This is a genomic window from Atopobiaceae bacterium (assembly GCA_022483015.1).
Lineage (GTDB): Bacteria > Actinomycetota > Coriobacteriia > Coriobacteriales > Atopobiaceae > JALCUE01.
This window is the reverse complement of record JAKVOB010000001.1, coordinates 981305-999901: the sequence shown is the minus strand read 5'-3', so window position 1 is coordinate 999901 and position 18597 is coordinate 981305. Positions and strand designations below refer to the sequence as shown.

Here is an 18597-nt window from a genome sequence, read left to right as displayed (position 1 = left end):
GGCCATGGAGAGGGACGACCAGGTCCGGTCGGGACGCGCCCCCGAGGGGTGTGTCTCGAACCTGCAGCGCTTCTCGCTCCACGACGGCGGAGGCATCCGCACGGTCGTCTTCCTCAAGGGCTGCCCGTTCAGATGCCCGTGGTGCTGCAACCCCGAGAACCTCTCGGCCGCGCCGGAGGTCTCGTACACCGAGCGCCTCTGCATCCACTGCTCGCCGATGGGCCCGGACGGCCTGTGCACCACCCCACCCGAGAGATGCCCCACAGAGGCCAAGAGGCTCGTGGGCCGGATGCGGGGCGTCGACGACGTGGCGGCCGAGGTGGCGCGCGACACGCCGTTCTTCGAGGAGAGCGGGGGCGGCATGACCATCTCGGGCGGCGAATGCCTCCTTGACCAGATGTTCTGCGTGGCGCTCATGGAAGCCTGCCACGAACGGGGCATCCACACCGCCATCGAGACCACCCTCGCGGTTCCGATCGCGGATCCCGAGGCGCTCCTGGGCTCCTGCGACGAGCTGCTCGTCGACCTCAAGGTCGCCGACCGGGAGCGCAGCCTCGAGGTGTGCGGCATCGACTGCGACCTGCGCGACGACAACCTCCGTCGCGTGCTCGCGCTGGGCGCGCACGTCATCGCGCGCATGCCCATCATCCCTGGCTTCACGGACACGGCAGAGAACGTCGACGCGAACATAGCCACGATGCTCGACCTGGGAATCGGCCGGGCCGACGTGCTCCCCTTCCACCAGCTGGGCGAGACGAAGTACGCCACCGTGGGGCGTGACTACTCCATGGGCGACATTGCCCAGCTCACCGAGGCGGACGTCGCCTGGGTCGCGGATGCCTGCGAGGTCGCAGGCATCAAGGCGGTGGTGCACGGTGAATGAGCGGGTCCGCGAGAGGGACCGTTCCTCTCGCCAATGGCAGCAGTCCTAAGGGCAGAAGCGGGGACACGGGTCCCCGACAGACAAAGGAGACAGACATGGAACTCATCCTCGACACGGCAGACCTCGGCGCCATCAAGGAGCTCGACGGGCTCCTGGACGTGAGCGGCATCACCACCAACCCGTCCATCATCGCCAAGAGCGGCCGCACCCCCGAGGAGGTCATCGGCGGGCTCGTGGAACAGCTGAGGCCCGAGCAGAAGATCTTCGTCCAGACCGTCCAGACCGACTTCGACGGCATGATGGCCGAGGCCCGGCACATCTGCGGGCTCAGGCCGAAGAACATGTACGTCAAGATCCCCGTCACCCATGACGGACTGCGCGCCATAAAGGCCGCGAAGGCCGAGGGGCTGGGCGTGCTCGCCACGGCCATCTACTCTGCCGACGAGGGCTTCATGGCCGCCATGAACGGGGCGGACTACCTGGCCCCCTACGTCAACCGCATGTGCAACTACGGCGACGGCGTGGGAGCTGTGGCCGAGCTCGTCGACATGCTCGCCGTCCAGGACCTCCCCACCAAGGTGGTCGCGGCGTCCTTCAAGAACACCGACCAGGTCCACCAGCTCATCCTTGCCGGTATCCAGGCCGTGACGATCCCGCCGGCGGTTGCCTTCGCGATGATCGACCATCCCGGCACCCAGATCGCCGTGAACGAGTTCAGCGCCAACTGGAAGGCGGCGTACGGACGCACCACCCTGGTCTAGGGACCGGTGCGCGACAAGGACCAGTGTGTTGACGGACGAGCGTCATCTGCGGGCTAGAGGCAGGTGGCGCTTGCCCTCTTGATGGCTCGCCTGGTCGCGGGCGTCGCCTTGTCGGTCACCACGACGTCGAAGTCCTCGAGCGTGGCAAAGCGATAGGTCCCGCCGGCACCGAACTTGTTGGCATCGACCATGAGGTAGGCGCAGGCCGCGTTCTGCATGGCAGCCCGCTTGGTGAGGCCGTCGTCGAGGTCGAACGTGAGGACGTCGCCGGACCCGAGGTCGACGCCGAGGGCGCCGATGAAGGCGCGGTCGAAGTGGAGCGCCCGCAGGAACTCCTGCGTGTAAGCCCCATAGAAGCCGTCCTGGTCGAGGTTCATGGTGCCGCCGGTGCCGATGGCGGTCACGGCGTCGCTCACGGCGAGAGCCTGGAGGATGTCGACCATGTTGGAGACGACGGTGAGCGTGCGCTGGCTGGCGGCGATGGCCTGCGCCAGGGCGAGGTTGGTGGTCGAGACGTCGAGAAAGATGGTGTCGCCATCCTCGATCTGCGCGAGGGCCTTCTCGGCGATGGCGCGCTTCTGGGTGGCATTGGTGCCGATTCGCTTGCGGGCGTTCAGCTCGGGCTTCGCCCTCACGATGATGGCACCGCCATAGACCCGCTTGAGCACGCCCTGGTCGGCCAGGGTCTTGAGGTCCTTGCGGATGCAGTCCTCGGTGACCTCGTAGCGCGCCGCGAGGTCACTCACGGTCACGCGACCACAGGCGTTGATCTGCTCGACGATGGCGTCCTGCCGCTCCTTGAGAAACATCGCTACCCCCTGGCATTGGTATCAATCAATACCAAATATACCGTAACGATTATTGATTGGGAGGGGACGGGAGCCTGGCGAAGACCCAGCCCGTCCAGGTGCCATCCACCGACACCAGAACAGGCCACCGACTCTCGTCGATGGCCTGCATGTCTTTGGTCGCGGGGGCTGGATTTGAACCAACGACCTCCGGGTTATGAGTCGACAATATTTGATGTTCATTCTCGCTATGCTCGCCAATGCGGCCAACGTCGCCGCTGGTAACAGGACAGCGTGGTACAACTTAGCCAAGACAGGCCTGCACGGTAACCGGGATTTGGTGCGCGCGCACCAAGGCCCCTTGGTGCATAAGAGGTGGAATGGATGTTATATACGAACTGCTTCGTCCGGGGAGACGTCCCTCCCTACCGCGGAATCTTCAAGTACAAGGACGGCGAGGGACGCTGGCACCAGACGAGCCGCACGCTCGAGGCGGGCAACATGCGCGATGCCAAACGGGAGCTCGCCGAGGTCCGCGCGATGCTCGAGAGGCGGAGCGGAGGCCGCAAGCCCCGCACGGGCATGAGGCCGGACATATCGGTCGTGGACTACATGCGCCGCTACGTCGACGCGCTCGAGACGTCGATGTCGGTGGAGAGGACCACCGTCTACGGCTACCGTGCCATCATCAACTACGTTGACGAGGGGCTCTGCGGCGTGGCCATGCGCGACCTCGTGACCGAGGACGTGCAGGCCTGGGAGGCGGAGCTCCTGGGTGAGGAGCGCCACCTCTCCCCCAAGACCGTGAGGAAGGCGCACGTCCTCCTCAAGACCGTGTGCGAGGAGGCCATCGAGGACGGTCTGCTCGACCGCAACCCCGTCGCGCGCGTGAGGGCGCCGAAGGTCGCCCGCACGATGCCGAACGCCCTCCCGGACGACCAGAGGAGGACGCTCCTCGCCTACCTCGAGGCGGCAGCCGACACGCCCTTCAACCTCGCCGTCACCATCGCCCTCATGACCGGCATGAGGCAGGGCGAGATCTGCGCGCTCAGGTGGGGCGACGTCGACTTCGACGCGAGGACCGTGTGGGTGCGGCGCGCCATTGCCCGCGACGGCGGCAAGACCTACGTGAAGGAGCCCAAGACCGCGAGCGGCCGACGTGACATCCCCATGGCCGAGGCGCTCGTGGAGCCACTCCGCCGCCGCTACCGCGAGATGAGGACGCTCCGCCTGGAGGCCGACCTCGACGACTCGCGCGAGCGCATGGCACAGCTCTACGTGCTGGGAGACATCCGTGGGGATTATGCGAGCGTCTTCACGGTCTGGAAGCAGTGGAACGCACTCGCGAGCTCGATGGGATTCATAGGCACGCAGGGCAGGGTCCCCTCGTTCCATGACCTCAGGCACACGTTCGCCAACCTGGCGATCGGGAACGGCGAGGACGTGAAGACGACAAGCGCCCTACTGGGTCACGCGAGAGACTCGATGACACTCGACGTCTACGCCGACCACCTCAAGAGCGGCAAGAGGACAGTGGCCGACCACATGGACGAAGTGCTCACCGGAAGATAAGAAAGCGTTCCGGAAGCCAATGTCCCCGCACCATATGTCCAAACTACACCTGGCATGACCTTAGAATCGATTATGTTGACTCATCTGCCAGTAGGTTCATAGGGCATGACGAATCATCGGCTGGTCTCTCTAGACCCAGGGTTTCATGGTGACATGGAGGGTCTCGCCGACCGCAACGCCGCGAACCCCGGCCTCATGCCCGAACACGAGTGACATCGCCGCTCCCCGTGGCGACGAGCTCGCAACAATGGCAACGATTCAGCTACCGGTCTCCTTGCCACTCGCGGTTCGATTGGACTCACGCCACCCTTTTCAGGTCTCATGTGTGACGACAAAACAGTTCTGGATGTCAACCGACTCATGGGCCTCGGAGCCATGAGCATAACCTTGACATACTACTTGCGCTTCAAAAGGCGTTCTGGCCACAACTGTCACAGAATGAACCTATTATTGAACGGCGTTATTATGCTTTTGGATGTTTAGGAGAACATATGCAACAGTCACAAATCGACGTGTCTGATGGAAAGAGTGGAGGAAACGTAGCTTCCAGGGTCGACGAAATCTTAAGTAACCATTCCCCGCTGACACATGATGATTTAAAAAATAACTGGCATTACATTTGGACTGGAAACAGAAAAGGGGACCGTACGCACGTCGGCGGCTTGGAAGCCTTCCTTATAATAATTACTAATCCTAGCTATTGCGGACTCATTCTTACATGCATTTCATTTCTTGCAGTACTTTTCGTGTCCATCCTTGAGTTTCTCTACAGAGCATATGGAACTCTTTATAAAGTAAACGATAACAGTCTTCTCCCCAGATTGGCATTCTGCATATCAGGGAATGAATCGGACTGGACCTCCTGGATAGGCGGCTTTGTATTCATTAGCGTCATGCTTCTACTCATAGGGATATCATATGGATCTTATTACAATAGTGTTTACAACCGGCTTAGAAACCTAAAGACAAAACAAGATCTTCCAGGAAAGAGTTCGACTTCCTCTATGTCCTTTATTGTTCTTGTTACAAGCTTTTTTCTTCTAAGAGCATGGATTTGCCAAATAATTATCGCGGCTCAGGGTCTCGGGACTGACTCTCCTAAGCTCCCACTAAAGTGCTACTACTGCTGTTTGTATTTCGGCACAGCATTTGCGCATTACTGGACATTTACTCCTGCTGTTTCAATCCGTGATGCACATGGTTGTAAAGAAAAGTTATCACATCTAAAACCCTGGCATCCAGGCATCCTCATTATTTCGGCTATGCTCGGGGCATTATTTAGCTGTTTATACCTTTACATAAGAGACCAACTGCTCGTTAAAGTCTTAGAAGCTACTGCCCCGTTTCTTCTTTTCGTGTTCATATTTGTATTGGTCTTCCAACTGTTTTGGCTGCTGTTTAACCTACCTCCGATTATCAATTACCTAAATCGGATGACTAGTCAATGTGACATTGCAACCGAACCCGAAGGAGTATCAAACGCAGAAGGAACATCTCGTTATGTACTACGAATGGAACATTTCGTCAGGTACTTTCTATCTTTATCATTAAAGAATAACGTCGTGATTGTATCGGCAGCTGTTGTTACCTTCGGCATATTCTGGTTTATGATACTGGACTGTCTTAATGTACCTTTTTAGCCCCCCTACCCGAGTGAACCAATCAAGTCGCTGCATGGATGATACGTTGATGAAGCACCCGTCTCCCGGCCCGACCGTGTGACGCTCTGACTCGTGGTCTGCATGACACCGCAGCTCACCACTTGCCCATTTTGGAGCTCCCTGTCAAGACGAGCCTGCTCCATCAGGAATGTCTGGTAGCCAGCCGCCCTCGCATCCCTCGGCTTCGCCTTGCGTTCCGCCCCCTCGATGGTCCTCGCGGACACAGGTGCCCCCATGGCTCTCGTCCCCTTGTGCTCAGGTGGCTTCTCGTCCGCAAGGATTACCTCCGCGACGCCCCTGGCCTTCCGCATGGCCTCCGCCCTCGCTGAGAGGGAATCGAGGTCCTTCCTCGTCTCACCGAGACGGTCGTAGAAGGCCGGCTCCAACTCGACCGCCGCGGCGTGTGCGTCCGATGGCTTCCTCCCATCGCGCTCGAGCCATGGTCTCGCGGATTCGACCTGCCCCTCGCGCACGCCTCATTGGCCTCTGCGCTCGCGATGAGGGCGTTGCGCCCCTTCCTCTCCGCCGGGTGCAGGGCACCACCCTCGAGACTGCTCGCCTCCTTGCGTGCGGCCTGGGCCGTCTCCCATTTCTCCTTGACCGCGATGGCTCTGTCGACCCATCGCTCGTCGTCGGCAATGTCGGACTCGAGTTCCGAGACGCGGACGGTGAGCTCATCCGCCTGATTCCTAAGGTCGATGGAAGAGGTCACGCCCTCCCCGCTTGACCGTCCCTATCGCGTCGAGGATCGCCCGTGAGCGACCGAGCCGTGGGTCCTCCTCTCCTGCTTCTCCAGCCATGTCTCGATGGTCGTGTGACCGGATGCCTCCTCGGGAGTCCTCCTCGTGGCCCATCGGATGACCCTCCTCAGCGCTATCTCCGCGTCCCCGTGGGGCGTGAACCCGGGACATGATGGTCTCCCCGTCGGTGCAAGTAGCAAGTCGAAGTCGACCTCCACGGTCCTCTCCACGCCGACCTTGCCGTACCCGAAATCGAGGGTCGTCCCCTTGATGCGCATCTCATGGTCGCTCCTGGCGAGGAGATGATGGTAGACCACCCCGCTGCGGCCCTCGGTGACCGTCACGCCAAACGCCGTCGGCAGCGTCCTCACGAAGCCCGCCCAGGTGGTCTCCGATTCCTTCGTCCTGTCGACGGCGTCGCGTATGTAGGCCTTCCAGCTCAGTCGGCCCTCGCGTCTCATGGCCTGCTCGGCCTTGTCGGTTCTGACCCACTGACCTGAATCCTAGTGCTTCCTCTCCTCGGCCAGCTTTCCTCTCCTGTCGGCGAGGTCCTCCATCACCCCGAGGCCGTGGGCCGCGCTCACCTCTTGGAGCGCGGCAGCCTCGAAGTCGAGGTCCTTCCTGTCCCTATGGATCTTCATCCCAGTCGCCGGAATGATTGAGTTGAGGACGACGTGGGCATGGGGGGGCGGGGTTCTGCTTGTCGTCGTGGATGACGATGACCCACTGCCCGTCCGGATGGGCTCGCTCGGCCCACTCACGTGCCATGTCAAGCACCTCCTCGACGGTGACGTGGTCCTCGGGGTCAGGGGAGATCATGAAGTGATAGATGCGACGGCACTTGTCATTCCCTATTTCCTGCTGGGTCTCGTCCATGATGCCGTGCCATCCATGCGTCTCTTCCCCGAGCTCCTTCTCCACGTCGGCCGAGGCCGCGAGCGCGAGCGCCCTTTCGCGCCTGTCGCCCTTGGACCCGTGATGGAGATACGTCTCGATGCCGAGACCCGCTCGGTCATCCTTCGGCTCCGAGAGCGTCTTAATCATCGACATGGCTACCGCCTCCTCGCGTGAATGTTTGCAAAGGCGAGGAGCCTGCGATACGTCCTGTCGGCCTCGTTCGCGTCAGGCAGAAGATCCTCCTTCATGGCGAGGAGCTCGTCCACCAGCTCGCCGACCTCCGCGGCCGGCGCCTCGTCACCGTAGGCGACAGCCACGAGGCGGTGGGCGGCTTTGGCGAGCTGGTTGAGGTTGACGCCCTGACGTGTGAGCTCAAGCCGCGTCTCGCGCAGCTCATCCCTCGGTGGCATCGGCGGGATGTCATCTGCGTACAGGCACCGGGCTAGAACGTAGTCGGTCATCGAGACCCCCGCTTCCCTCGCGGCGGACCTGAGAAGATCGCGCTCCTTCTCAGAGACCCTGAACGAGATCTCCGGCTTTCGGATTCCGCCATCGGAGGACTTCCTCCTCCGCTTGCGACGGAGTGCACCCTTCTGCCCCTTCAGGGACACAGCCCGGTGACGGGCCTCCTAATCGACATCTTTCATCTTCCCTCTCCCCTCGGTCTTGATGACGGCGAGTCTGCGGCGCCCGTCGTCCATGTCCTTCGCCGACCCGTAGGGTCGGGGCCAGGGTGGGGGCAGAGCCCCGTCATCCGTACGAGGTTAAGGGGCACGTCCCCTTAACCGCTGTACGGATGAGCCTCTTGCGACCTGACCATTACGGCAATAAGAGCTTTAACTTTTACCTTGAGTGAGAGATGTGCCCGAGCCAGGCACTACCGTGGAACGCTCGACATACATTCTCTCCCGTCGGCGCGGGCTAGAATCATTTCCTTAACTACCGCACACCTTCTCATACCGATTTAGTCACGAGAATGGAGAGCTCTGGGGGGGGTCTCGCTTGATGTGACCCGTCGATCTTGTACATGTTCCTAGGCCAGCCGCTGGTCGGCCAACCTGTATTCTACAGGGGCGAAACCTCCGAGTGACCCCCTGATCCTATCGGTGTTGTACCAGACTATCCAGGCATCGAGGTCCCTGGCGACCCTTTTGGGCTGTGTGTAGTCGGAGCCGTCGGAGAACTCCGTCTTGAGCCTGCCGAAGAAGCTCTCGGCCGGCGCGTTGTCGAGGCAGGTCGCCTTCCTCGACATCGACTGCGTGCAGCCTAGCGACGCCAGCCTGTCGCGCCACCTGGGCATCTGGTACTGGAACCCCTGGTCGGTGTGTATCACGGCCCCGCTTTCCTGGAGCCTACCGGCGGCATCGGCGAGCATGCCGAGCGCGGACTCGACGTCGGGGCCGGGACCGATCCTCCAGGAGACGACCTCCCCGTTGTAGAGGTCGATGAGAAGCGAGAGGTAGACCCGCCTGTCACCGACGTTGAACTGGGTGATGTCGCTCACCAGCCTGCACATGGGCACCTCCGCCGTGAAGTGCCTCTCGAGGAGGTTCGGGGCCACCCTACCCATGGTGCCCCTGTACGAGTTGTACCTGCTCCTCCGCCTGCCCCTCGCCCGGAGCCCCTCGGCGCGCATGATCTTCGCCACGGTCTTGCAATCGAACCGCACGCCGTAGTCCCTCTCCAGCGCCAGGGCCACCCTCCGATAGCCATAGGCCCCGCGTGAGCCCTCGAACACCGAGCGGACCAGCGGTCGGACAGGGGCATGGCGGTCGACCGCCGAGTGCGAGGCACGATAGTAGAAGGTCGACCTGGGAAGCCCTACGTAGGCAAGGAGCGCCCCAAACGGGAAGTCACGCCTCAAGGCCCGGACAACCGCTACCTTCTCCGCGGTCGGCGCCGCTCCGACCTCAAGGCCTCTAGTTTTTTAGTATGGCGTTCTCCATTCGGAGGTACTCGAGCTCCTCCTCGGGGGACATGCCCTCCTGCTCGTCCCGGGCACTGACCTTGCGGTTGGTCCTGGGTGCCTTGCGCTCGTCCTCCATCGCGACACAGCCCCTGTACCCGTCGTCGTGCGACCACACGTAGATGCTCTGCACCCTCAGGATACCGAACCTCTCTGCGACGGTGTTGGCGTCCTCGCCCGAGAGGTAGGCCCTGACGGCGGAGGACTTGGTTGCCTCCGGGTAGCGCGAGTAGGTCCTCTTCCTGGACTTGAGCATCGCCTTGCCACGGATGAGGTACTGCCTGTTCCAGTCCTTGACCGTGGACTCGGACACCCCACAGCGCGACGCTGTCTCCCGGATCGTGTAGCCCTCCTCCTCGTAGGTGAAGGCTTGCATGATCTCCTCGGGCATATGGTGATGGTGGTAATGGGTGACCCTCTCGTTGGTGGACATCGCGACTCCTTCCAAGTCGTCTTGGTGTCCAAGGTTCGTGGGTCATATCATTTCCTGATGGCACGTGATATCGGCACTTTAATTCCCGCCATTTCGAACCTGGACGTCATGTTCCCAGGTGATTCCGGCACTGACGCTTCGGCATTGGACCCAAGCAAGTTGCGTGAGATGCTCGCGAACGAGTCCCCTGACCTTGTCAAAGACGCGGATTTGAACGATTGGTCAAAGAGTCTTGCACCAATAGGCCAGGTCGCACGCGCCACATGCGCGCAAGAGCTGTTCCTCGACATCAAGGAGCCGACCAATCCCAAAAGGATCCCCTCTCCTTTGCACAACTCAAGTGAGACTCAAGGATCTTCCTCATATCGTTTCGGCATCTGGCCTGGTATCCGCAGCGGCTTCGGGTGAGTTTGACCTTGATGGCAGGTTATATTCCCTTCGGTCCGATCCGCTATGGGACTGGTGTCTGCTCCGGCGTATTCCGTCCTTGACGATGCGTCTTTGCACATTCGGACATTCGATGACAGGGCCTCAGCCACTTCTACTAGCTGCCGGATTCTCATTTGCCAGTGAGCGTTTCCTACCAATCGGACTCGGTCCGAATACCAACGGATTCGTCATCCCAATGGCTTTGAACACTATTTCAGCCGATGAGCAGCAGACATCGCGCTCTCGTCATCCCCTGCTCAGTCGAATAGCCCGCGTCGACGGCAGCGGAACCACATGGACCATGGGAGTAGATGACTCCGTAAAACTCTTCGTAACCAACCGTCGCAATTCGACAGTGCTACCGCACATGAAAAGAGAGACAAGTCGCCCAAGTGACAAGTGGCTCTATCTTTTCGTCAGGTGCAACGACCCGTCAGCCTCAGCATCTAGTGACCTTCAGATCGAGCTTGCAAACAGAATCGTCAACGCCTTCGAACATGCACTCTACTCACCCAGCATCGACTGTGCTCCGGGTACTCAGTGCGGTCACCGTGACATGACCCTGGTCTTTGATGACCTCCCCTGTGCACTGTGGTCAGCCATCCGTGACCATGATGACAACACCCGCTTCCTGACGTGTCCAAACTGTGGAAGGTCTCTCCTGGTACCGAACGATGGCCACCGACGTATCTTCTGCAGCGACAGTTGCAGGGTCAGCTCACACCAGAAGCGCTTGCGAGAAGCCTCACAATAAGGCCGTCCCTATATTGGTCCGTAGCAAGGTCCATGTCGCGCGGTCCCTCCTCATAGTTGGGGCCGGCCAACTACGAGGATGGTTTCTTTGGGTCCTACCTGCAAGGGCGTGAAGGAACAGCAACACGTTTTGTCCTTTAACCCACAAAAAAAGAGGCCCGACGTGTCGGACCTCTTCAGGTGGACCCCTCAGGTATCCACCGCGATTGCTCTAAGTGTACAGACCCATGAATAGGCTGTCTAGAGTAACCCGAAAATACTAGACGGATTTCATAATGCAGCAACTAGCTGCGCAATCTTCTTTCTGACATCTGTGCCAGCGACTTCGGCTGCGGTTGTTCCGGGCAGGCCATTCCACTTATCGCTCACAAGCTTTAGATAACTATTCGCAAAGCGCTTGCAGTCTGTCTTGCTCCTCCCCATACGCCGCAGTAAGTAGGTCATAAGAACAATGTAGTCAGTGATTACATCAAAGTTGACGTTCGTTACCCCCGCTCCAAATTGCAGACAATTTCTTACGGGTTTTCCTGGATTCTCCCTCTTGAAGCGAAGGTCAAAAATTGGCCTATTGTGAGCAATGGCATTTCTGAGATCTTTAAGAACGAAAATCATATTTCCTAGAATCTTGCCCCCATCGCATGAACGAGGCAGACCAAGGTCGGAGGCAACTGCAGCTTTGACATTACTTCCTAGGGTCAGATAGAAGTTTCCAAACTGCCCGAGTGTGAGTTCCTCGAATAAGGCCCAGATAGGAACCGCCTTCCCCTGCTCCAGAAAGTGCCAAATGACTGGATCACCGCCAGCCGCGCTACCGCAGTTGGCATATAGAATGCCGTTGATATCGCTTCTTGCCCTGAGGCGTCTTCTGAGCTCGTCGCGATAGAACTTGCTTCCGTTTTTGCCGGTGGAGTCCTTTTCTCTATAGCGAGTCATTGACCTCGCATATACGTCCTCAAACACTGCAGAGTGAGAGTTTGCAAGAACAGCTTCAAGCACATAGTTCTTGAGCGCCGTCTCGATAAACATAATCTCAGGGTAAATGAGACTCTTAAGTTCCATATCAAACGACGAAACCGCAACAAGATCATCAAAACTAGTTAGGTCAATCCGATTCTCTGAGATTCCAAGGAACCGGTAACCTTTGTAACCGTGATAGTAGCCTAGATTCTTGAGAAGCCTCTTCTGCCGTGTGCCTTTGATGTCCATGGAAATTGGAGCTTGTCGAAGATGCCGCATGAGAGCATTGAGTGATAGCGGCATTTGCGACCTCCCGATTATTGGGACATTGTACGGACCAGAGACATAGTACTTCATCAATACCATCCACCATGACTCAGAGGCTAGGGAGGATGGAATTTGAGAGCTACAGGACGACAGTCGTAGCCTGTAGTACCAAAGCAGTACCAACGTAGTACCAACACAAAAACAGGCCATCGGACAAGCCGATGACCTGCATGTTTTTGGTCGCGGGGGCTGGATTTGAACCAACGACCTCCGGGTTATGAGTCGACAATATTTGATGTTCATTCTCGCCATGCTCGCCAATACGGCCAACGTCGCCGCTGGTGATCAGACGCTGCAATTGTCTCGCACTATCCCGAGGGAACCCGATACTCTGGCGGTGGGATCTAATCAGACCTCCCTATATCGGAGAGTGACCCCCCCAAACATCCCCGTTGGACGAAGCGCCTCAAAGGATGGCGGCAGAGACGGGTGCTCGGAGAATGCGTTTTCTCTTTCCAATGTAGTTGACACCTCGATGCGAATCATATGGGCACCCGACTTCAAGTCGCCAAGTGCAAAACGGAAGGGTGGATATAGCCTACTAGACACTAGAGCATCATCTACCCACACTCGTGCCGCGTCCTCCACATTCTCCGCCTCGAGAAGTGCCTCTTCGCAATCGCAATCCAGCACGACTTCTGTCTCATATCGAATGTATCCAGAGAATGCCTCGTGACTGTCGGAGAAGGCTGTGAGCTCATCCGACTTCCCCGCATCGACAAAGCGAGGATAATCTATACTTCGACAACTTGATACGCTCCAAGGCCCCGTGAGATCAGCGTGTGTCTCATGATTACTTGCCTTGTTGGGCGACGACTCCGCCACTTGGCCGTATCCCTTGTCTCCAGCAACGAGCACGAGCATGCCATACGGCTCAATCGCAACAGAGATCTCGCTTCTTCCCTCCTCGACCTGAGCGTTAAGGTGCGTATAGCCATCGGTGAATCCATCGTAGGACGAGAGGGACTTATCGGTTGGAAGGCTTATGCCTCCCTCATAGGCCTCACTTGATGACTCGTTATGAAGGAGGAACAGCTCAGAGTCACTCCTGACATAGTGGTACGCGGCAAGCTCGAGAAAAGGCTGGTCGAGCTCGATGGGGTCAAGCAGGACCGCGTGGCAAGCAGATGGCAGGTCATCGAGAGGAGTGACGCTACAACAGGTACATGGCTCGAAGGATACCGTACTGCCCTTGGCAACAACACGGCTGGGATATCGATCGACAAAAATAACGGCTCCATCGACGTATCGCCGAATGAACCGCATGGTCTTGTCTGTGATGACATCGGAGTATGGAACGACCAGGGCATCGAATTCAACGCCGTTGATCACGAATCGGTCCCCATCCACCTCCGCACGCTCCGCCAACATATCTGCAGACACAAACAGGAAATCAATCTGATGCTGGCTCAGGATTCTCGCGGGCTTCTGCATGGGCATGTAATTCCCCGCCCATTCTTGCTCACCTTGATAGAGAACGGCTACTTGCACCTGAGGCCTTCCACCACTGATAAGTTCACCGACCCTACCAAGATATCCCATGAGCTCGGCGAAGAAGGGGAACTGCGGATTGTTTCCCCTTGCGTAGAAGTGTGCGGGACAATCAGGGTCCGGATAATCATGCATGGAGAAGGCATGGGGGGACAAAGTGGTTAACACCGCGGACAAGAAGCGAGTCGGCAATCCACTTCATATCACGGACCGATAGCCCCCATCCATAGGCACCAAACAGCTCGCACATCGTTCTCCCGGCCTTGTTGGCATCAAGCGCACCCGAGGATGACCCGAGCTTCGCAAGGGCATACTGGAAGAACTCTCCATCTGATTTCGACGAGTTCCCTCTTGTGCAGAGGTTCCCTCCATATGCAATCTGGCACCCAATGGTATCAATGCCCGCTATCTGTTGGCCTTCCATGAAACGGAAGTAGTGCCCGGGTCCACAGCCGAGATGGTCATGTTGGTTGTTGTCCTCAATCACATGACCCGTGTACTCCACCCCCCTCTTACTGCACCAAGTGCCGATCTGTCCGCCAAAGTTCCTAGAGGCGATACTCGTCACAATGTCCATGTAGTTCACCCGGGCGGCGCACGCCCAGTTGTCCTGGATAGACGGTGTCCACAGGAAGGGCAGATACAAACGCCATTCACGCCCATATAGGGCATTCATGGAATCACAGACCTCGTCACTCCAAGGGAGTGGCATCTGCTTTACCCCAATTCGCTCGTCTTTGTCGAACCCTGATGAGTTACCAAAGCCTGGCTCATCAGAGAAGAAGCCCGCGAAGGTCTTTCCGAATTCCTCTTTGTAGCGCTGGTAATGCGGCTCATAAATCTCGTCAATCAGTGTTTTTACTGACTGCTCGTTCAGAAGATCGATGTAGTCGGGGTTTCCTCCGCCACACCTCGTTTCGAACACCACGAAGACACGCCAGGGCTTGGCCGAAAAGCGATGCTTGAGCCATCCGTCGTCCACTTCATGCGTAAGGTCTATTCCCTGGCTCTCATCCACCTTCCTGCCCTCGACGACTGGGTAGGCTACGACCGCAACCAGCTTGTTGTTCTTCTGCTCGTCAAGGTCAGCCTGAGAGGTCTTGTTCCGCCATGATCGTCTCTTTGCGAGCATGGAGCCGATGTTTAGCTCCATCTCGGTGGACTTGCCCCAGACGTCAGCTATGTTGTAGTCGATATAGCGCTTCCGTCTCTCTGGATACTTGTCACGGATGGCACCATTGCAGAAGCCCGTGGGAAAGTGCGAATCGTCGAGAAGCCACACGCGCATGCCGCGCTTCTTCGCCTCCCCCATGATCAGGTCGAGATCTTCCCACCATTTCGAACCCATGAAGTCAGGGTGTGGACGGGATTCGACACAGAAGGCCTTGATGCCACAAGAGTCAATCCTAGAGATCTCGTCTTTGATGGTGGCTCCTGATTCTCCCTTGAGCCAAAGGAAGGGGAATATCTGATCTGATGCCATTGCTCTCGATCCTCTTTCCTCAACTGACCTCTAGATTAGCCATGGGTTGCAGAGATGCCATGCTGCCGGCCGTCAAACGCTGACGGCCGGCAGCATCTGGAACCACTCTACTCAGCAGCAGCCAGCTCGGAATCGGACTTATCCAGAATCGTGTTCTTGCGACCGAACAGCCATGTCAGGACAAATGCAAGAACATAGGAAACGATACAAGCGATAATCCCGCCAATCACCGCCATGTCAATTCCGTTGGAACCAATCAGGACGGGGATAACGAAGATACCCGAAGGACCAAGGGCATACTGCGACGTTCCAAAGATAGCCGTAATCAGACCGCCAACCGCGCCAGCAGCGAGACCGATGAAGAAGGGCTTCCTTGCAGGGACGTTGATACCGTAAATCGAGGGCTCGGTAACACCCAGCAGAGCGGTTATGCCTGCACTGATGCCAAGCGAGCGGAACTTCTTGCTCTTCGCACCGAGACCAGCCGCAAGAGCAGCGCCGCCTTGAGCAAAGACCGTGCACGCGAGACAGGCCAGGAGCTGGCTTCCTCCGTTCGTTGCAATCTGTGCGAGGAAGACCGAGATGAAGCCCCAGCCGATGCCTGAGAGCACAGCGGCCTGCCAGACACCGCCCATGACAGCCCCACAGAGAAGAGGAGCAAACTCATACAGCGCATTCACGCCTGCACAGAGCCCATCGTTCACCCATGTCAGCACAGGACCGACAATGATCAACGTCAGTGGAGCAGAAATGACAAGCGTAAGGAACGGGACAAAGATCAGCTGAGTCACGACTGGCAATACCTTTTCAAAGAACTTCTGCAGCTTTGCGGCAATCCATGATGCGAAGATGATGGGAAGTACACTTGATGTATAGCTCACCATCACGACAGGGATGCCGAGAAACGTGACGTCGGTACCGTCGGAATAGGCGGAGACAATGGTCGGGTAAACAAGAAAGGCGCCAAGAATCATCGTGTAGAAGGGATTCGCACCAAACCTCTTCCCCGCCGTATAGCCAATCACGATTGGGAGGAAATAGAACACGGCATCGGCAACCGCATAGAGAATGACGTATGTGGTATCCGTCGATGTGAGAAGACCGAGCTGAACGAATATAGAGAGAAATCCTTTGAGGGTTCCCGCTGCAGCAACTAGGGGAATGATGGGAATGAACACACTCGAGATAACATCGAGTATTTTCCCGCCGACACCTTTGAGCTTCTTCGGCCCCGTGATTTCTTTTTTCTCGGTCCTCTGAGTATCTGCCTTCTCCGCCTCCGGATCATCAACGCTGCCTTGTCCCTCTTGTCCGGTGATGCTCAGGACCGCGTCATAGACCTTGTTGACGGCACCAGGCCCAACGATAATCTGGTGCTCTCCGTTCATCTCCGCCGTACCGAAAAGGGAATCGATCTTATCAATCTCTTCGCGCTGATACAGCGAATCGTCCTTGAGACGAAAACGGAGGCGCGTCATGCAATGAGCCACATAGGTGATATTGTCTTTGCCGCCTGAGAGCTTGACGCACTGCTCGGCTATGCCATAGTAATCAGTTGCCATATTTCGCACGACCTCTCATATCACTTCTTCTTTGTGATTAGTGGACCAAGCAATCTACTTGTCACCGAAGATCAATCGGTTCCTTGATGACATCGAGCAGAAGACATGGCATATACGCTTACGTCTTTCCTCGAGCCTCCCCCCGCTCAGTCCCATATAGCAATCAGAAGGTACGTTGACCGGTACAACGCTCCATACTGCTAACCAAAACCGATACGTCACTCATTGCCAGATAACCCAAATCTCCCTCTGGCCCTTATGATGGTTGCACTGCAAATAACACTTGCCTGGCAGATTCATGCTCGTCACGTATCCATAAGCCCATCTGCCGCATTCGATAATAGCAAAGTATGAAAGTGATTTTTGTTCTATCTTTGTCATGCGGTAGCGTTTTTCGACCCAGGGATAAACTTAGTCCTGCTAAAACGGTCATTCTGGATGGATGGTTACTCATTTTCCGACTACCGGGTATCTCCGTGAACGGTTGTCTGAAGACCGCGGGCGGTATTGCACGACCCCTGCGACATCGATTACAAGGCCATGGAACTGCTCGGCTATACATCACTGGACTATCGGGACGTTTCCATGAGAACTTGTCCCTGGTGCTTAAGATTGGTACGGTGCCCAGTGCCTATCCCAACTCTACCAATCAGCGACAAGCGACAAGCGACAAGCGACAAAAGAGTACTCTCGTACAGGTTTGGTCTGGTCATGTCGTCTATCAAGGGAGGTATCCATGGGCCAGGAATCAACCGTAACGAGCCAGATTCTCTCGTCATATAAGCGTTTCTCGGATTCCGAGCAGCGCATTGCGAACTTCATCCTCACTGATGACGAGCAGGTCTCTTCGCTCATGGCAAGTGAGATAGCCCAGAAATGCCATACCTCCAACACCACGGTTTCGCGTTTCGTCCACACGTTAGGATACGAGAGCTTTGCTCAACTCCGCCTGGCCCTCTCCAGAGAGGAGGCCTCGCGCCAGGAGCCAAGCGAGGGAGCTGCCGTCATCTCACTCGATGACGTCTCATCCTCGATGCGCTTCTACCTCGACCAGAAGGTACACGAGCTCGAGGATACGGTGGCTTCTCTCGACCCCGATGAGGTAACCGCCATTACCCGTCTCCTCCAAGGGGCCGGAACCGTGTTGGTCGTTGGTGTGGGGACCTCGCTCTCGGTCGCCCAGACGGCTGCCGTGAAGCTGACTCATGTGGGCATTCGCGCCATATCCCCAGTCTCCTCTGATGCCGCCACTGTGCTCACACAGTTGCTCACGGGTTCTGACTGCATCCTCTTCATCTCGAGCTCCGGCGAGTCCAAGCGTCTGGGCATCATCATGGATGAGGCAGCCGATTCCGCCATACCTACGGCTATCATCACGGGCAACGGGGCGAGCACGCTCGCGCGCAGGGCGGATCATGTCTTGGCTGCCGTCTCGCGGGACCGTCTCCTTGCCGGCGACTTCTCGTTCTCGTACAGCTCGATTGACTTCGTTATCGAGCTCCTGGTGCTTCTCCTCTTCCACGACTCGCTTGACGTAGGGGAATACCTCCGTATCTTCAACAAGTCTTTTGCCCTCGACAAGACGGCCGACACTGACTGATAGGTGATATGACGCGTGCAACGACGAGCCCTGGCGGCACCGCGCTGGAAGGTACATGAGAGGTGTTTCAGCCGTATGGACTTCAACTTCGATATCAGTCCCTGGTGATAGCCGTTCGCAGTTGTTCCTCGACCATTTGCAGATTCGTGTCTTGGGTTCTCCAGTCTGCTATTTGACGAAAAGGTGGCCTCTACCTCTTTCGTCATGCCCATCTTCAATAAGAAATTGGTTTCTGTGATAGACTCTTCCTGCGAAATCCATTTTTACATCCTGGTAGGATTGGCCTACAAAATC

At 57.4% G+C, this 18597-nt stretch carries 17 protein-coding genes; 5 read left to right on the top strand and 12 right to left on the bottom strand.

The window, feature by feature from the left end; translation table 11 throughout:
• The first annotated feature begins 4 nt into the window (after positions 1 to 4).
• Positions 5 to 883: a radical SAM protein gene (locus LKE50_04430; GenBank protein MCH3967857.1), complete on the top strand. Its 879-nt coding sequence runs from the start codon at positions 5 to 7 to the stop codon at positions 881 to 883.
• 95 nt (positions 884 to 978) lie between these two features.
• Entirely contained in the window at positions 979 to 1644 is a 666-nt protein-coding gene (locus LKE50_04425) for a fructose-6-phosphate aldolase (protein MCH3967856.1), read from the top strand.
• A 53-nt stretch (positions 1645 to 1697) separates the two neighbouring features.
• Here the strand turns inward: LKE50_04425 and LKE50_04420 are convergent, their stop codons facing one another.
• Positions 1698 to 2453, bottom strand: coding sequence for a DeoR/GlpR family DNA-binding transcription regulator (locus tag LKE50_04420; GenBank protein MCH3967855.1), 756 nt, complete (start codon positions 2451 to 2453; stop codon positions 1698 to 1700).
• A gap of 363 nt (positions 2454 to 2816) precedes the next feature.
• On the opposite strand from LKE50_04420, the gene LKE50_04415 reads away from it, so the two are divergent.
• Positions 2817 to 4004, top strand: a complete 1188-nt coding sequence (locus tag LKE50_04415; GenBank protein MCH3967854.1) for a site-specific integrase — start codon at positions 2817 to 2819, stop codon at positions 4002 to 4004.
• Positions 4005 to 4495: 491 nt separating this feature from the next.
• Positions 4496 to 5644 (top strand): hypothetical protein, encoded by a 1149-nt coding sequence (locus tag LKE50_04410; protein MCH3967853.1) that lies wholly within the window; start codon positions 4496 to 4498, stop codon positions 5642 to 5644.
• Positions 5645 to 5649: 5 nt separating this feature from the next.
• Here the strand turns inward: LKE50_04410 and LKE50_04405 are convergent, their stop codons facing one another.
• The 11 genes from LKE50_04405 to LKE50_04355 all read right to left on the bottom strand — a co-directional run bounded on the left by LKE50_04405 (position 5650) and on the right by LKE50_04355 (position 16703).
• Positions 5650 to 6138, bottom strand: coding sequence for a hypothetical protein (locus tag LKE50_04405; GenBank protein ID MCH3967852.1), 489 nt, complete (start codon positions 6136 to 6138; stop codon positions 5650 to 5652).
• A gap of 260 nt (positions 6139 to 6398) precedes the next feature.
• Entirely contained in the window at positions 6399 to 6866 is a 468-nt protein-coding gene (locus tag LKE50_04400) for a hypothetical protein (protein MCH3967851.1), read from the bottom strand.
• Between the two features lie 42 nt (positions 6867 to 6908).
• The gene (locus LKE50_04395) at positions 6909 to 7046 is read right to left on the bottom strand and encodes a hypothetical protein (GenBank protein MCH3967850.1); all 138 of its coding nucleotides are present in this window, start codon (positions 7044 to 7046) and stop codon (positions 6909 to 6911) included.
• On the bottom strand, positions 7033 to 7455 hold the full coding sequence (locus tag LKE50_04390) for a hypothetical protein (protein MCH3967849.1): 423 nt from the start codon (positions 7453 to 7455) through the stop codon (positions 7033 to 7035). The genes LKE50_04395 and LKE50_04390 overlap by 14 nt, the downstream gene beginning before the upstream one ends.
• 2 nt (positions 7456 to 7457) lie before the next feature.
• Positions 7458 to 7913 carry a MobC family plasmid mobilization relaxosome protein gene (locus LKE50_04385; protein MCH3967848.1) on the bottom strand — a complete coding sequence of 152 codons (456 nt, stop codon included), beginning with the start codon at positions 7911 to 7913 and terminating at the stop codon, positions 7458 to 7460.
• Positions 7914 to 8335: 422 nt separating this feature from the next.
• Positions 8336 to 9166, bottom strand: coding sequence for an IS3 family transposase (locus LKE50_04380; GenBank protein ID MCH3967847.1), 831 nt, complete (start codon positions 9164 to 9166; stop codon positions 8336 to 8338).
• 55 nt (positions 9167 to 9221) lie between these two features.
• Positions 9222 to 9701: a helix-turn-helix domain containing protein gene (locus tag LKE50_04375; GenBank protein MCH3967846.1), complete on the bottom strand. Its 480-nt coding sequence runs from the start codon at positions 9699 to 9701 to the stop codon at positions 9222 to 9224.
• A 1452-nt stretch (positions 9702 to 11153) separates the two neighbouring features.
• The gene (locus LKE50_04370; GenBank protein MCH3967845.1) at positions 11154 to 12197 is read right to left on the bottom strand and encodes an Abi family protein; all 1044 of its coding nucleotides are present in this window, start codon (positions 12195 to 12197) and stop codon (positions 11154 to 11156) included.
• A gap of 318 nt (positions 12198 to 12515) precedes the next feature.
• Positions 12516 to 13607 carry a hypothetical protein gene (locus LKE50_04365; protein MCH3967844.1) on the bottom strand — a complete coding sequence of 364 codons (1092 nt, stop codon included), beginning with the start codon at positions 13605 to 13607 and terminating at the stop codon, positions 12516 to 12518.
• 178 nt (positions 13608 to 13785) lie between these two features.
• Positions 13786 to 15141, bottom strand: coding sequence for a hypothetical protein (locus LKE50_04360; GenBank protein MCH3967843.1), 1356 nt, complete (start codon positions 15139 to 15141; stop codon positions 13786 to 13788).
• Positions 15142 to 15248: 107 nt separating this feature from the next.
• On the bottom strand, positions 15249 to 16703 hold the full coding sequence (locus LKE50_04355) for a PTS transporter subunit EIIC (GenBank protein MCH3967842.1): 1455 nt from the start codon (positions 16701 to 16703) through the stop codon (positions 15249 to 15251).
• Positions 16704 to 17439: 736 nt separating this feature from the next.
• Between LKE50_04355 and LKE50_04350 the strand changes: the two genes are divergently transcribed.
• Positions 17440 to 18303 carry a MurR/RpiR family transcriptional regulator gene (locus LKE50_04350; protein ID MCH3967841.1) on the top strand — a complete coding sequence of 288 codons (864 nt, stop codon included), beginning with the start codon at positions 17440 to 17442 and terminating at the stop codon, positions 18301 to 18303.
• The last annotated feature ends 294 nt before the right edge of the window (positions 18304 to 18597 follow it).